The organism is Pyrinomonadaceae bacterium (assembly GCA_036277115.1).
In the GTDB taxonomy this organism is placed as follows: Bacteria; Acidobacteriota; Blastocatellia; order Pyrinomonadales; family Pyrinomonadaceae; genus UBA11740.
The window spans coordinates 485,558-501,516 of record DASUNM010000021.1; the positions used below are offsets into that span (position 1 = coordinate 485,558).

General features: G+C 57.4%; 6 protein-coding genes. 3 read left to right on the plus strand and 3 right to left on the minus strand.

Annotated features, from left to right (window positions below):
• Window positions 1-176: 176 nt before the first annotated feature.
• The gene (locus VFX97_06525) at window positions 177-9,152 is read right to left on the minus strand and encodes a Calx-beta domain-containing protein (GenBank protein ID HEX5702834.1); all 8,976 of its coding nucleotides are present in this window, start codon (window positions 9,150-9,152) and stop codon (window positions 177-179) included.
• Window positions 9,153-9,301: 149 nt separating this feature from the next.
• Here VFX97_06525 and VFX97_06530 point away from each other — a divergent pair, with 149 nt between their 5' ends.
• Window positions 9,302-10,195, plus strand: a complete 894-nt coding sequence (locus VFX97_06530) for a TIGR01777 family oxidoreductase (protein ID HEX5702835.1) — start codon at window positions 9,302-9,304, stop codon at window positions 10,193-10,195.
• Window positions 10,196-10,203: 8 nt separating this feature from the next.
• Here VFX97_06530 and VFX97_06535 read toward each other — a convergent pair whose 3' ends face one another.
• Entirely contained in the window at window positions 10,204-11,340 is a 1,137-nt protein-coding gene (locus tag VFX97_06535; GenBank protein ID HEX5702836.1) for a hypothetical protein, read from the minus strand.
• 192 nt (window positions 11,341-11,532) lie between these two features.
• Between VFX97_06535 and VFX97_06540 the strand changes: the two genes are divergently transcribed.
• Window positions 11,533-13,284 (plus strand): amidohydrolase, encoded by a 1,752-nt coding sequence (locus VFX97_06540; GenBank protein ID HEX5702837.1) that lies wholly within the window; start codon window positions 11,533-11,535, stop codon window positions 13,282-13,284.
• 41 nt (window positions 13,285-13,325) lie between these two features.
• Window positions 13,326-13,919: a hypothetical protein gene (locus VFX97_06545; protein HEX5702838.1), complete on the plus strand. Its 594-nt coding sequence runs from the start codon at window positions 13,326-13,328 to the stop codon at window positions 13,917-13,919.
• Window positions 13,920-14,037: 118 nt separating this feature from the next.
• Here the strand turns inward: VFX97_06545 and VFX97_06550 are convergent, their stop codons facing one another.
• The gene (locus VFX97_06550; GenBank protein ID HEX5702839.1) at window positions 14,038-15,924 is read right to left on the minus strand and encodes a bifunctional homocysteine S-methyltransferase/methylenetetrahydrofolate reductase; all 1,887 of its coding nucleotides are present in this window, start codon (window positions 15,922-15,924) and stop codon (window positions 14,038-14,040) included.
• Between the last annotated feature and the right edge of the window lie 35 nt (window positions 15,925-15,959).

Sequence of the window (15,959 nt, forward strand, 5' to 3'; positions counted from 1 at the left end):
CGACTTTGGGAAGCGATAAGCGAGGATTCCGGGCGCGTAATCTAGCAGCGTTTTCGACTAGCGGCAACAAGATTTTCCTGCCGCGTTTCTTATGCCTTAGCGGGCTTGGGATAAGGCGGCCTGTACAGAAGAATTACATGAGGAATGTGGATCCATCTTAGGGACACACGCGTGTGTTAGGGGCACGGGGCAAGAGTCGTCGCTGAATTGCGGGCGACGGGCGGTGTAGTCGGATTGCTGAAGTCAGTGGAGTTGTTGTTGATATCGGTGCAGCTTACCGTTCTAATCGCTGAGCGAGCGTTTGAGTTTGTACCTGACATCGCAATTGGGGCTGTCTCGGAGCAGTTGGCCGTGGTGCCATAGCCCAGAAAGTCGACAATCGTCGCGCCAAAGGGACAACCACTTCCAGTCAGCGCAGTTGTGCCCAGCACTAAAGCAACCTTGCCGGCGGTCGCTGACATGGCAATCGAGCCAGTAGCGTCAGGTGTAGGCAATGCGACTCCGTTCGCTCCGCCTGAAGCCTGCTGAATAAGGAAGTATTGGCCCGGAGCGATTGTTCCGGAAGTAATATCGGTCTTGTTGGTGGTGAAGTTACTCGTGGCTGCAGCGTATTGGACCGAATAGTTCGTCGCTGAAAAATCGACGGTCGTTGTCCCGCGGTTAAAGATCTCGATGAAGTCATTTGTGTACGTGGCGCTCGCATTCCCACCACCACCATAGACCTGGCTAATAGCAAGTTGAGGCTGTTTGACGGTGGTTGTCTGAATCGCCGACTCGTTCCCGGGATTCGATTCGGTGGTGCTCGAGCTTACCGAAGCCGTGTTGGTTATGATCGTCCCGTCCGCGACCGCGGTGCCTACACGCACAACGAGAGTAAAGACTGCCGAGCCCACACCGAAGGTGGCGTTGGTACAGCTAATCGCGCCTGTTCCACCAACCGCTGGGACCGTTCCGCAGGTCCAGCCGACTGGCGCCGAGATTGATCGGAAAGTAGTGTTTGTCGGAACTGTATCTGAGAGTTGCGTGTTGCTAGCCACGGCCGGCCCGCCATTTGTGACAGTGATGGTGTAAGTGATGTCGTTCCCAATTGCTACGGGGTCGAGCGCATCAGTCTTGGTAACAGAGAGATCAGTCGTACTAGTGGCAGCATCATCATTCGTAATCGTCCCCAGACCCTGCGCGTCAGTAACCGTTGCTCCGGTGACACCGGTTAAATTTACGAAGAAGGTTTCGTTGGGCTCGATATCGGTGTCGCCGTTAACGGTGACGCTAATGGTGGTGGACGTGCCATTCTGCGCAATGCTGCCACTGCCATTGATGATGGCCACGTAATCGCTGCCCGCGTTAGCGGGATCCGTGGTGCCGTCGGCGGTGTTAATTGTGAAGCTGACGCCGCCGGGCGGTGCGGGTGATGTCAGACTGACAGTGAAGTTGAAAGTGGTCGTGCCGCTGTTGGTCTCAGCCTGCGTAACGTTATTGATTGAAAGCGCCGGTGTGTCCACTCCCGCAGTAATGCTAAAGTCATCGACCGCCAGTCCATCGTCTGCACCGGAAGCATTGAAATCTGTCCAACGTATCCAGAATGTCGCTCCCGGCGCAATCGAGAGCCCGGTGATAGTGTTCGTGATCGCCGTACGGTTAGCGGCGTTGTTGCCGTCTTTGGCGCCTGCTGTGGTTGTGTTCGGCGTCGTGAAGTCGAGCGCGTTAACGTCGGTCCATGTTCCCGTCGTCAGGCTGGTGGCGTTCGTACTGTATTGGAAGTCGAGTTGGTCGGTGCGGCTGGCGGTGCCTAATCTCCATTGTTCGCCGGTGTAGCTAATCTGAAGCGAATTCAAAGTAGCTCCGGTGTCGTTGCGATAAAAGGCGCCGATGGTTGGCACGAGAGTGCCGGTCTGGAGTCCGCCCAGCGCGCGTTCGGTCGATGTGCCCGTCCCGTAGCTGTAGGTATCGCCGGTGGTACTGCCGCCGTCGTTGGCTGTGTAAGTGCTGTTTGCGCTCGTGCCGCTCTCGGCTCGCGGCCACGCCGGCGGTGTGGTGGCGGAAACACCGCTCTGGGCCAGCACGTCGAAGTTCTCTGAGTAAGCAGTATTCACGGCGGCGATGCTGAACGGATCGTCAAGAAAGATAATGCCGAGTGCCTGACTGTCGCTGATGGTCGCGCCGGATGCGCCGGACAGGTTCACCAGAAACATCTCATCGCCTTCGGGGTTCACATCGCCGTGGATCGTCACGGTGAAAGTCTCTGCGGTATCGCCGGAGACGAAGTTAAGCGTGCCACTTGCCGTGTCGTAGTCGGTGTTAGCGACCGTCGCGCTCGAATCCGCGGTGGCGTAGTTAACACTTACGGTTGACTGTGACGTGCCGGTGAGCGTGACCGTGAAGGTCATGAGCGACGTGCCGGCGTTACCCTCCGTTATGATGGCGTCGGCGATTGCCAGCGACGGTTGCGTGTCGTCATTGGTGATCGTGCCGAGGCCTTGTCCGTCGGACACCGTAGCGCCCGTCACGCCCGTTATGTTCACAAAGAAGGTCTCGTTCGACTCGAAGACCGTATCGCCATTCACCGTGACGTCAACAGTAGTTGAGGTGTTTCCCTCCGCAATGCTGCCGCTGCCATTGACGATGGCGACATAGTCGCTCCCGGCCGTGGCTGGGTCGGTGGTACCGTCGGCCGTATTAACGGTGAAGCTAACGCCGCCGGCAAGTGCGGGCGCGGAAAGGCTGACTGTGAAAGTGAACGTGGTCGTGCCCGCGTTTGTTTCGACTTGGGTGACGTCGCCGATCGAAAGCGTAGGCGGCGCATCGTCGTTCTGAATAGTTCCCAGCCCTTGCCCGTCCAAAACCGTGGCGCCTGAGACATTCGAGACATTTACGAAGAACGTTTCAACGCCTTCGTCGGCCGTGTCGCCGTTGACGGTGACGTCAAAGGTGTAGGACGAGCCGCCCTGAGCTATGGTTTGTGCCGTGAGAGAGCGAAGTTGATAGTCGTTGTCTTCAGTAGCGGGATTATCATCCTGCGCGGTCCCGTCAGCCGTCGCAATATCAAAGCTCACTGTCGCGGGCGCAGGCGCCGATAGACTCACCGTGAAGGTGAAAGTGGTTGTGCCGCTGTTAGTTTCAGCCTGCGATACGTCGTTGATTGAAAGCGTCGGCAAATCGTCATGCTGGATAGTGCCGAGACCCTGTCCGTCGCTGACCGTCGCACCGAGCACGTTCGTAATATTGACAAAGAACGTTTCATCGGGCTCTACTGCGACATCGCCATTTACAGTGACGCTGAACGTGTAAGTCGTCTGTCCGGCGGGAATGATCTGATTCGTCGACGTCTTCGCAACGTAGTCGTTGTCTTCGGTCGCGGGCGTATCGTCTTGCGCAGTACCGTCGGCCGTGGCGATGTCGAAAGTCACGTCCGTTCCCTGTGCCGGCGCTGAGAGACTCACCGTGAATGTAGCTATTGCGGTCCCGCTGTTTCCTTCGGCAACCGTAACGTCGGTGATGGTGAGATTCGGTGTCGCTCCGCCGGTGCAGCTGTTCGCAGGCGAGCTTGAATTGCGCGGGAATGGGGCCGAGACTAAGAAGTCTGCGGCGTTGTCATTAGTGTCCTGACAGCCACCAAGTTTTCTGACATCTGCGGTCGTGTTGCTGTGCGCAGGGGCTGGAGCAGAATTCTCCGCACAATCTGCCCCTCCATAACCGACAAGATCGACGATAGAGGGCGCGAACGGACAACCGCCGCCGGTTAGCGCGGTCGAATTGTTCACCAACGCAATCTTGCCGCCGCTTGTCGCCAGGTTGGATGTGCCGGTCGCATCCGGCGTCGGCAAATCGGCTCCAATCGTTGGGCTCGTCGGCGATTCCTTCACGAGGAAATATTTGCCAGGGGCGATCAGGCAGGGACCAAGCGGACACAACTGAGTAACTGACCAACTCGTACCCGTGGCGGAAGCTTGCTGCACTGACCAGCCAGCAAGATCCACGGTTGTCGTGCCGCGATTGAATATCTCGATATAGTCGTTCTTGAAGGTCGCTCCAGAATTGTTTCCTCCGCCGTAAACCTGACTTATCACTAAATTCGCCGTGTCGTCATTCTTAATTGTGCCAGTCCCGAATCCCGGTGGCGCTATCCCGGCGCCACCGGTCGAATTCGACAGATTGACTCTGAAGGTCTCGTCCGGCTCAACCAGCATATCGCCATTGATCGTGACGTTAATCGGCTTGCTGGTCTCGCCCGGCGCGAAGCTGAGCTGGCCGCTGGTCGCTACATAATCCGAGCTGTCGGATGCAGTCACGTTTGCGGTCGTGTAATCGACAGTAACTGTATTGCTGCTCGTCGGCGTCAACGTGACGGTGAACGTGACCACTGACGTGCCGCTGTCGCCCTCGGCAATGTTAACCAGGTCGTCGATGAACAGAGTTGGCGTCGGCGGCGCGGCATCGTCGTTCGTGATCGTGCCCTGGCCCTGCGCATCAGAAATGCTCGCATTCGTAGGAATCGAAAGGTTTACAAAGAAAGTTTCGTTCGGCTCAAAAGTCCCATCGCCGTTGACTAACACCGTGATTGATTCCGCCGTATCTCCGGGAACGAAAGTCAGTAAACCGCTGTTGGACTGATAGTCGCTCGCCGAACTTGCCGTGTTGTCCGCGGTCGCAAAATTAACGGTGACCGTCTGACCACTGGCCGTCGACAGCGTGACCGTAAAAGTGAACGCCGTGGTGCCGCTGTCTCCCTCGGCAATCGACAAATCATTAATCGAGAGCGAAGGCGCCGGATCGTTGTCGCTGATGGTGCCCTGGCCCTGGCTGTCGAGCAGCACGGCATTGGTCGCCCCGGAAAGATTTACAAAGAAGTTTTCACTCGCTTCATCGAGCGTATCGCCGTTGACCAGCACCGTAATCGTCTGGGTTAAGTCACCGGGATTGAACGTCAGCATTCCGCTGTTTGTTTGATAGTCGTTTCCGGCGAGCGTTGCAGTGCCGTCAGCCGTCACAAAATTGACGGTGACAGTCTGGGCGCTGGCGGATGAGAGCGAAACCGTAAACGTCGCATTCACGGTCCCGACATTTCCTTCCGTCACGGTGACATCGTTAATCGTGATCTCAGGCTGGCAGTTACCTGCGGGTGAACTGCTATTGCGCGGATTGGGTGACGCTACGAAGAAGTCTGCGCCATTCTCGTTCGTATCAACACAGCCGCCGGCTTTTCTGAAGTCGGCAGTCGTGTTCGACGGCGCGGCAGCGGGGGCAGCTCCTTCATAGCAATGGCCCGTGGTCGTTGGGCTGTTGCCATAGCCGACAAAATCAACAATGGTTGAGTTGTTCGGATTGAACGGCGTCGCGAGATCATCTCCGGGGCAGGCCGCGGCCGGCAGAGCCGCAGTGCCAGCGACCAGCGCAACCTTTCCGGCTGTATTGCCCATCGCAATCGTGCCGATCGCGTCGGGCGCTGGCAGCGCTACTCCATTAGTCGTGCCGCCGCCTTCCTGCACCAAATAGTATTTCCCGGGCGCGATGCTGCCGCTGGTTAGATTGGTCTGGCTTCCGAAGTTGGAACCGACGGCCGCATATTGAATTGAATGGGGCGTGACGGCGAAATCGACCGTGGTCGTGCCGCGATTGTAGATTTCGACGAAGTCATTCCGGAACGGTGCGCCTGCATTGTTTCCGCCGCCGTAAACCTGCGAGATGACCAGACCTGACGCGTCATCATTCTGAATCGTGCCCAATCCCTGACCATCCGCGACGCCCGCGTTGGCGGAAACGTTCGAGATGTTAACGAAGAATTCCTCGTTTGACTCGACCGTAGTGTCACCATTCACAGTGACATCGAAGGTGTAGTTGAACTGGCCGGATGGAATGCTCTGTGAAGTCAGACTGCGCGCCACGTAATCGCTGTTGGCGACGGTCGCGGAACTATCCTGCGTCGCAATGTCGAAAGTAATGCCTTCCGGTGGCGCCGGAAGATTTGAGCTCACCGTGAAAGTGAATGTCGTCGTGCCGGCGTTGCCTTCTTCTCTCGTAACGTCGTTCACGGTCAACAGCGGAATATCATCGGTGACAATCGTCCCGGTTCCCTGAGCATCGGTGACGCTCGCGCCCGAGACGTTGCTGACATTCACGAAGAACACTTCCGTCGGCTCCATGGATACATCGCCGTTGACAGTGACCTTGAACTGATAAGTCTGCAGGCCCGGCGGAATGGATTGCGCCGTCAGCGACTGACCGGCGTAATCGTTGTTCGCTACTGTCGCCGTATTGTCCTGCGTCGCGATGTCGAAGGTAACCGGTGCAACCGACGTGGTAGACAAGCTAACTGTGAAAGTAAATATCGTCGTCCCGGCATTTCCTTCGTTCTGGCTGACGTCGTTGATGCTTAAGGCCGGACCGCTGACCGTGAGAGCAGCGGGCGTACTGCTGGCAGTATTCGAACCGTTCGTTGCCGACGCGGTAATGTTGGCAATTCCCGGATTCTGCCCCTTCACGGTAGCGGTTGCGACACCGGTCATGAAGTTCAGCGACACGGATTCGACGAATGCTACGTTTGTATTGTCCGAGATGAAATCGATTGGAACGCCAGTCATCACTCGACCGAATTGATCGAAAGCCTGCGCGGTGAATTGCTGAGTCTGGCCTACGCCAATCGTTGCGGACGGCGGCGAGATCGTGACCGTCGTCAGAATCCCCGGGCAATTTCCAAACGGCGTGCCGTCGGTCCTCAGCCCCGGCGAGTATCTTCCGCTCGCGCCTACCGCCGCGGTGTGCTGAACGTACGCGCCGGTAATGTCGGGCGATCGCGTCAGCGATTGGTTGTTGTCGCCATCGCGTCCGGTGCTGCCTCCATAGCTGAATTCTGTAATCAGGTTTCCGGACGCGTCGCGAACCAGAATCGTCACGCCTGAGTTGGTGAGCGACAAACCGGCGGTCGTCGTGGCCTTCACAACCTGCGCACAACCAAAGACCGCGTCCGAAGAATTGAAGCTGCCGCCGCCAAACACGACGATCGCTTCGCCCGGGGGCAGGGAAGTGCCCGAAGCGAAAGTAAAGCGCGTGGTTTCTGTAGTGCTGCCAGTGGCCCGCGTGCGAATCGTCCATCCGCCTAAACTAATTACTTCTCCCGAAGTGCCGTTGACGAGTTCGACGAATTCATCATCGGTGCCGTCGCGCACGCCGTCGTGATTCGCATCGCCGGCTATCCCCTCAGGCGGATCGGCCAGGACTTCGTTGATCACGACATTGCGTGTCGAGTCGCCCAGGAACCTTACCGTCACCGGATTGCTGTCGCGTCCATCAGCCTGAATGAACAAGGTGACGTTGCCTGCGCCGCGCAAATCCGCGGGCACGCGCACGACAACTTCATCGAGCCCTGGCATTTCCGGTGACTCAATCACGGCTTCCGGCGTGACGACTCGGCCGCCAATGTTGACCGTTCGAACAACTCCTTTGCGGACGCCGGTCGAAAAGATCGATAGGCGCAGGTTTCCGCCGCTCGGATCAAAGGGCCCTTCAGCCTGCGTCTCAGTATTAAGAATCTGCCCTTCGCCGACGCCGTCGCCGGTCTTGGTGAAGATGCCGGGCGCGGCGACTAAAACCGGCACCGTTCCTTTTGAAGCAAAGCCGTCCGCATTCGTGACAACTACTTCGGCGTTGCCAATCTCAGTCTGGTCCGGTACGAGGAAGTGAACGCGCGTGGGCGAGACGAAGAATATCTGCGCCGCGCGGCCATTGACCGTCACGGTGGTCCCGCCCACGTTAGTCGGAAATTCTCCGTTGGGTTGCTTCTGCGACTGCTGCGTGGTGTTGGCGAGCACAGTGCCGAACGCAGCGGCGATGCTGTTTGGCGCCACCGCTTTGATGGGTGATGGCTCATGGCCGAGTGATGCCTGATTCAGGATCGAGGTCAGCGCGCCGAACGGGGGCCGTGCTACTAAACCAGTCGCATAAATTTCAGATTTGTTTTCCAGGCCGGCTGTCACGGTGCCGGAAAGAGCACGCGGAAAATTGAACACGACCGTCGATCCGTCATCGTTGAGGGACGAGACAACCTCACAAGCCGCGTTGCTACCATCAAAGCAATCCGCGTCGCTGTCCACGACGTTTGTGATGCGAGCGAATGTGCCCGTCGGTGTGTCGTAAGTGTAAAGCTCTACGCTTGCGTCTGAGTTGCTGAATCCGGTCAGTGCGCGACGCGTGGCGAAAGCGATGCGCAAGCCGTCGCCGCTGATCGTCGGGTGGAGCGGCACTTCAGTCACGCGCGTGCCGAGCGTTGTTACCTGCCGGTTAACATTGCCAATGCGCCCGTCGTAATAAAAGACCTGCGTCGAATTCGCGGCCGTCTCTGCGGAGTAGGCGACGCGCGCGCCGTCGTCGCTGATGGCCCGGCCGTAGGTCATCGCGAGCCGCGTAACATTCAACGAAAGTACTGTCTGAGCCGCGCTTGTCCGATTTATTCTGAGCAGGTCGCGATTCGTGCTCGCCGTCGCGCCCAGATCGCGGATGCACGCGATGGCTGAGCCGTCGCCGCTAATCTTTGCGTCACTGAAACCAACAATGCCCGTCGAGTTCGTCAGTTGCGTGAACGCGGCGGCGGTTGAATCGAAGACAAAGACCTCGAGATTTCCGTCGCCGTTTTGTGAAGTCAGATTTCGGTTTGACGAGAACGCGACGAACCGGCCGTCGTCAGACATCGAAGGTTGAAAGTTGCCTTCCGTGACTCGATTCGCCGGATTGCCCGGTGTGGTGTTGGTGACCTGAACGAGATTAGAGCCGTTGAAAAGAAAGATCTCTGAGTTTCCATCAGCGTTCGTTCCCAGCGGGTCGTCTTTTGAAGCGAAAGCGACCCGCGATCCGTCTTGCGAAACGCCCGGGGCGACCGCGCGCGTCCTACCCATCTGAAAGAATGTGGGCGGATCGACCGAGATGTTTGCGCGAATCGCGCGAAAGTGGTTCGTGCCACCCGCTCCAGCGACGTCTTCAGTCGATTCAAAACCGATAATTCGTCCATCGCCGCTAATCGACGGATTAATGCTGATGCCTTCATCGGTGGTATTGGTGATGCGTCGGAGAGAGGACTGTGTTTCGGCCGAGCGCAGGCACACAAAACCGATGGCCACCGCGGCGGCCAAAGCGAAGAAGACAATGCGCGGGCGAGACGTCACAAGCTGAGTGGGTAAGAGCGCTGGAATTCTATACGTTTTTCACCCGATTACAATGCAATATGGTTAAAGGCGCCGGGCTCAGGTGACGCGGCTTTGCGCGCTGAGTTAGGATGCTTATCGTCTTCGAATATTCGGCTACGGGGAGACTCATGAGAATTGCCATCGCAGGCGCAAGCGGCCTTGTTGGTTCGACGCTGATTCCGGAACTTGAAAGCGACGGTCACGAGATCGTTCGTCTGGTTCGCAGTACGCCGAAAGCGGGCGAGATCGAATGGCATCCGAACCAGGACGAGATCAATCCGGCGACCCTCGATGGTTTTGAGGCGATCATTAATCTCGCCGGCGAGAGCATCGCCGAGGGCCGTTGGACTGACGAGAAGAAGAAAAGGATTCGCGACAGCCGCGTTAATGGCACCCACTTGATAAGCGAAGCGATCGCCAAGCTGGCGACGAAACCGCGGGTTTTTCTGTGCGCATCAGCGACTGGAATTTACGGTGACCGCGGCGATGAGACTCTTGACGAGCAGAGCGAATCCGGCGGCGGCTTTCTCGCTGGTGTCTGTCGCGAATGGGAAAAGGCGTCGGAACCCGCAAGCAACGCGGGTGTGCGCGTCGTTAACCTGCGTTTCGGCCCCATCCTCGCGCGCGCCGGTGGCATGCTCGAGAAGATGCTGACGCCTTTTAAGATGGGCCTTGGCGGCAAAATCGGCTCCGGCAAGCAGTACATAAGTTGGGTCGCGATCGATGATGTGGTCGCAGCGATAAAGTTAGCGCTGAATGATGAGTCGATCCGCGGCCCTTTGAACATCGTCTCGCCGAAGCCGGTCACGAATGAGCGATTCACGCGCGCGCTGGGCGAAGCGCTGTCACGCCCAACCGTCATGTCGATGCCTGCATTCGCGGCGCGACTCGCGTTTGGCGAAATGGCAGACGAGATGTTGCTCGTAAGCCAGCACGTAGTTCCGAAAAGGCTTACGGCAGCCGGCTTTCAGTTTGTATATCCAACTCTTCAGAACGCTCTCCATCACTATCTCAATGCGTAATTGGGTGGCTAACCACCGCCCTGGTCGATATTTTTCTTAACCAGACGGTTCAGCGTGTCCGGGACGAGTCTCTCTGCGAACCCGGCGAGGAACGACCACAAGATTAGCAACGCATACGCGATCCCGCTCGACGGTCCCGTGTCTTTGAGAAAGTCTTTTATATGTAAGACGCCAGTTCGCGGCCCTGTAGACGATGCCGCCGGTTGCACGGTTGTACTCACTTCCGCTGCGGGTGAGCTGGAAGCCTGAGACTGCGCCGCATCCGGGGCTTGCGTGGTGGTCGAGGTCGAAGGTGATGATGACGCAGTAATCGGGGGGCGCGTTGCGGGTGGTGCTGAAGAAGTCGCTGTCGTCGGCGGTTTCGATGACGTGACGATCGTTGGAAAGACCGCGCCGTCCAGCACCTTACCGGCAAACAGCACGAACAATAGAAAAGCAAAGATTCCGCCGTACAGCGGCGAGAGCATAATTCCTCGCCAGCCGCTGTTTAGCGCTGCCAGGTTGAAAAGTGCATCTCCATCGCTCGGCGCGGATTGAATCCGCTGCAACATGCTGACACAGCCGCCTACGATTCCGGCAAGTATCACTGTCAGAACTGTAATTACGACGGCTGAATACCTGTCCAGGGCGGGGACACCAAGATTAAGTGCCAAGGCGATTGCGATCACCGTACACACGATCGCCGTGATGAGTACAGCCTTTCTGGTCAGTTCGTCCCGGAGTCCTTCTCGGAGCGGAAGCAAGGCTGAATAAAGATAGAACTGGCCCAACAAATATCTAATATCAGCCCGCAGGTCGCGTTCAATCTGCTGACTGATGGCCGCATTGTCCATGTCGACGGCGCCCAGATCCACGGGCCGCGAGGCGAGGTACGCGTCATATTCTCTCTGCCCCGCGACACTCCGATAGCGGGCGCGGGCGTCGTAAGCCTTGCGGATCAAGCTTTCAGCGGGCCGGAGCTCTACCAGCAGCAGATCGAATGTGTAGATGTCGCTCCAGGTCAGTTGTTGCTGCACTCGCTTCTCAGCTATCCCCTCGAGGTGATTCAGCGCGCCGTAATCCTTGATAGACGGTTTGAGCGCTAGATATTCGCCGTGTAGGTGATCGAAGAATAGCCAGGCATGAGGCGCTACGGGTCTATTCATCGCGTGCTCGTTTCGCGTTTCGCGCCCCATTACATTTTGTTCAGGCTTTTGAGTGCTTGGGTCTTCCATGGAAGTTTGGTCTTTCACGGTGCTTTGGGCCCACACAGAAACTAGACGGCGAATCGGAATGATTTTCTACGGATTCTTACAGTCCGGCGTAGTAATATTGCCCAGCCTTTTCAGGAGGTTCCGATGAGACGAGCCTTCATGTTCGCGGTTTGCGCGCTGCTTAGCTCTTATTCGGCCATCACGGTTTGGTGTCGGAAGCCCGCCGCCGCTGATCTCATTCTATACAACGGTGTAATTTGGACGGTCGACGATACGAACTCGACGGCGCAGGCGGTCGCTATTCGTGACGGTAAGTATGTCGCCGTCGGTTTGAACAAAGACGCGTTCAGGTATCGTGGCCAGCGGACCCAGGTCATCGATTTGCGCGGACGGTTTGTTACACCTGGCTTTAACGACAATCACGTTCACTTCGCTTCGGCGGCACAATTTCTCGAATTCAATATCATGGCGGTCTCGACGCAGGACCAGTTTGTCGCGCGCGTCAAAGACGTGACCACGGCTTTGCCCAAAGGCGAGTGGATCGTCGGTGGTTTCTGGGGCGCCTACGATCAATGGACGGTGGGCAGCGCCGGCAGTCAGAAGCGCGAACCGTTTGCGCCTGACATGAAATTGATCGAAAGCCTCACCGCCGGCTATCCAATGTTCATTCGCAAGTTTGATGACAGTCAGTTCGCCGCGAATCGTGCTGCCTTACGTGCCGCCGGAATTGATCCGGAAAATCCGAGCGCGCCGGACGTCGAGTTTCTGAAAGATGGACAAGGCCGCTTCACCGGACACATGCGCGGAAAAGGCGTCACGCGCCTTTTTGCTTCGGCTGTCCCGCGGACATTCTCGCGCGCCCGCAGGATTCAGCAAACTAAGAACGCGCTCGCTGAGATTTCTAAGTTTGGAGTCACGAACGTCAGCGACATGTCTGATGACACACAGCTCGATATCTATCGCGAGCTGCACAGCAGGGGCGAGCTGACCGTCCGCGTGCATTTTCGCCCCGGCCTCGATCGTTGGAAAGAAATGTCAGAGAAGGGAATCAAGGTAGGTGCAGGCGATGAATGGATTCGGCTCGGCGCTTTGAAGGGCCACATCGACGGGATTATGGGAACCAGTTCGGCGCGCTTCTTTCACCCTTACTCGAACAATCCCAACAACCGCGGACGCTGGCGGCCTTTGATGGTGAACGACAAAGGGGATTTCGTTGAAGGCAAGTTTCTTGGCCACATGCTCGACGCGGACAAAGCCGGTTTGCAGCTCACCGTGCACGCGATTGGGGACGAGGCGAACAGTGTGCTGCTCGACTATCTCGAAGAGCTTGATCGCCGCAATGGGAAGCGTGATCGGCGGTTTCGATTAGTGCACGCGCAGGTACTGGCGGCAAAGGATTTCAAACGTCTCGGTCCGCTCAGAATCGTTGCTGAAGTTCAGCCATTCCATCTCAGTGACGATATGCGTTGGATGGAAGAACGCATCGGCGCTGAGCGAAGCAAGGGTGCCTATGCTTTCAAGAGCATTCAGGCCAGCGGCGCGGTTTTGAGTTTCGGCACAGACTGGCCGGGAACTTCAGCGTCTGAATATCCGATCAATCCGATGCTTGGGCTATATGCCGCGGTCACTCGCCAAACGACAAACGGCAAACCCGATGCAGGTTGGTTTCCAGATGAGCGCATAAGTATTCAGGACGCGATTCGCGCCTACACCTACAATACGGCTTACGCGAACTTTGAAGAGACGATCAAAGGATCCATTGAAGTCGGCAAGTTGGCGGATCTTACAGTGCTCTCAAGAAATCTGTTGCGAATTCCGCCGAAGGACATACTCACGACTGAAGTTGTTTACACGATCGTGAATGGCCGGATCGTGTACCAGCGGCGAGCGCAGTAGCTTCCGAATGCCCGCCGCATCACCACCTCAGGAGGACACCCATGAAACAATCCCGACGAAAGCAAACCCAGGCTGCTAAACCGATTAGCAAGTCCGCCAAAGGTATCGTGGTCGAAGGCTTAAAAAAAGGCGAGCCGATTCCCGTCCCCGCGAAGGCCTTCCCCCGCAGGCGCGGCGGTCCGAGACTTAATTGCCGTAATTGCAGGATTACGAGCGTCAACGGTCAGCCAGTGCCGGCAGGGAAAAACAACGCGACCGCGTACATCACCGAGAACACCAATACTTTCGATATCCGCGCGACGCGCCAACCCGCCGACTGTCCCTGCACGTGGTCCAACGTAAACATCGAGTACGTGGCCATAGCGATTGGAACTATTGCGACGCGCCTGAAGCGTAAAGACTTCAAGTTCGATCAGATTCTCGAAGTGGCCCAGATAAACCCGAATCGGCCGAATCCGTACTTCACGGTTAACGAGTGTACTTTGACAGTGAAGATCAGTCAGCTGAACGACGACTTCAGAAACGGGATCAACACCAGCGGGCTTTTCATCAAAGGCGTAGTGACGCTTATTAAGGTCGGAGTGAAGTGTAACTCGAAGATATTCACGCTCTATCTGAATATCACCGATAAGTAGCGGCTGATTCACTCTTCGTAAACGACCGCGTCGGTGCGAAGTCGAGGCACCCCAGAGTTGGCTCGGCGGCGTCTGGATTTGTATTCTTTTGTGGAGGGGTGAAGTTCGTTTTCAGAAGCTACGGAGCTGCCACTTTGTGTGCGGAAAATTCCGGCAGCACCTCAAACACTTCCAGCGCGTACTTCACATTTCCGAACGGTGCGGACACCTGCGCGCCTTGAATGAACTCGCGGACTTCCAGAAGTGACTCGCGCGCGATCTTCAGGCCTTCGTCGCGTCCGGCTTCTTTGCTGATGGCCGACGCCGCGCGCATGCGTTCCATGATTTCGGGAGTAACGTGCACGCCCGGCACCTCGTTGTGCAGGAACTCGGCATTGCGATAGGAAACCAGCGGCCAGATACCGGCGACAATCGGAATGCGGCAGTGTTCGATGTTCTTCAGAAACTCGCGCAGCTGCGCCGTGTCGAACACTGGCTGCGTGATGGCGTATTCAGCGCCCGCCTCAATCTTCCATTCAAAGCGGCGCATCTCTTCTTCCATATTCACCGCGCCCGGATTCACTCCAACCCCAATTGAGAACGCGGTGGGCTCGCCAATCGGATTGTTACCGATGTCCAGGCCGTGATTCAGCTTGTTCACCATGTTCGTCAAGCCGATCGCGTCGATGTCGAAGACCGCCGTCGCGTCAGGATAAGGTCCCATCTTCGGCGGATCGCCTGTGATCAGAAGCAGATTCCGCAAGCCCATCGCTGCCGCGCCGAGCAAGTCGGACATCATCCCGAGCAAGTTTCGATCGCGACAGCAGTAGTGCAGCACTGCCTCCATGCCGATTTCCTTCTGCACCATGAGCGCCGTGGCCATTGCGCCCATGCGCGTTTGCGCGCGGGGCCCGTCCGGAATGTTTACGCCGTCGACGCCGGCGTCCTTTAACAGCCGAATCGAATCCAAAGTCTTCCACGGATTGCAGCCTTTCGGCGGCAGCACTTCAACCGTGGTGACGAACTCACCGGTCGCGATCTTACGTGCCCAGTTCGAACGCTCCTCGGCCGGCACAACAGTCACGTCCGCCGGCGTCAGGTCGTTGACGCTGACCTTCGCGATATCCGGAATGACGGACTTTTGTGTGCGCGGATTCAGCATGCGCAGCGCGTCGGCCATCAGCTTGATGTGCGCCGGCGTCGTGCCACAACAGCCCCCGATGAACTTGGCGCCGGATTGGGCAATGCGGCGCGAGTACTCAGCCATATACTCAGGCGAGCACATGTAAATCTGCCGGCCGCCAACGTCGCGCGGAAGACCCGCGTTGGGTTGCGCGGAGAGTTTGCGCTCAGTGAAAGTGCGCATCTTCTCGATCGCGCCCAGCACGATCGCCGGACCGACGCCGCAATTGAGCCCGATTACGTCCGCGCCCCATTGATCGATTCGCGAAGTGAACACGTCGGCGGTGGTTCCGAAGACGGTATTGCCGTCGAGTTGAATCGTCACCTGCGCGACGATTGGCAAATCGCACAACTCGCGGACTGCGCGAATCGCTTGCTGCAGCTCTGAAATGTCCGAAAACGTTTCGAGGACAAACAGATCAACGCCGCCTTCGAGCAGCGCCGAAACCTGTTCCGCGAACATCGTCTTCGCTTCTTCGAATGAGGTAGGGCCGTAGGGCTCGATGCGCAAGCCCAGCGGGCCGACCGCGCCGGCGACGTAGACGCGATTGCCGGCGGCTTCGCGGGCCAGACGTGCAGCTCTAATGTTGATTTCGCGGGCGTTACCTTCCAGTCCGTAAGGCTGAAGTTTGTTGACGTTGGCGCCGAACGTGTTCGTCTCGATAATGTCGGCCCCCGCCCGAATGTATTCGGCGTGCACCTCGCGGACGAGGTCGGGTGCGGCCAGATTTAGTTCGTCGTAGGAACGATTGATGTAGATGCCCTTGGAATAGAGCATCGTTCCCATCGCGCCGTCGAAGACGTGGATGCCGTCGGATTCGAGCAGGTCTCGGAAGTTAAGCATCGTGTTGGGCCTGGGTCGGTCTTGGGTTTTTTGGC

What these genes read in the sequence shown, in the direction of transcription:
- VFX97_06550 (HEX5702839.1), bottom strand. Translation starts at nt 15,924, where the DNA reads ATGCTTAACTTCCGAGACCTGCTCGAATCCGACGGCATCCACGTCTTC.
- VFX97_06530 (HEX5702835.1), top strand. Translation starts at nt 9,302, where the DNA reads ATGAGAATTGCCATCGCAGGCGCAAGCGGCCTTGTTGGTTCGACGCTG.
- VFX97_06535 (HEX5702836.1), bottom strand. Translation starts at nt 11,340, where the DNA reads ATGAATAGACCCGTAGCGCCTCATGCCTGGCTATTCTTCGATCACCTA.
- VFX97_06540 (HEX5702837.1), top strand. Translation starts at nt 11,533, where the DNA reads ATGAGACGAGCCTTCATGTTCGCGGTTTGCGCGCTGCTTAGCTCTTAT.
- VFX97_06545 (HEX5702838.1), top strand. Translation starts at nt 13,326, where the DNA reads ATGAAACAATCCCGACGAAAGCAAACCCAGGCTGCTAAACCGATTAGC.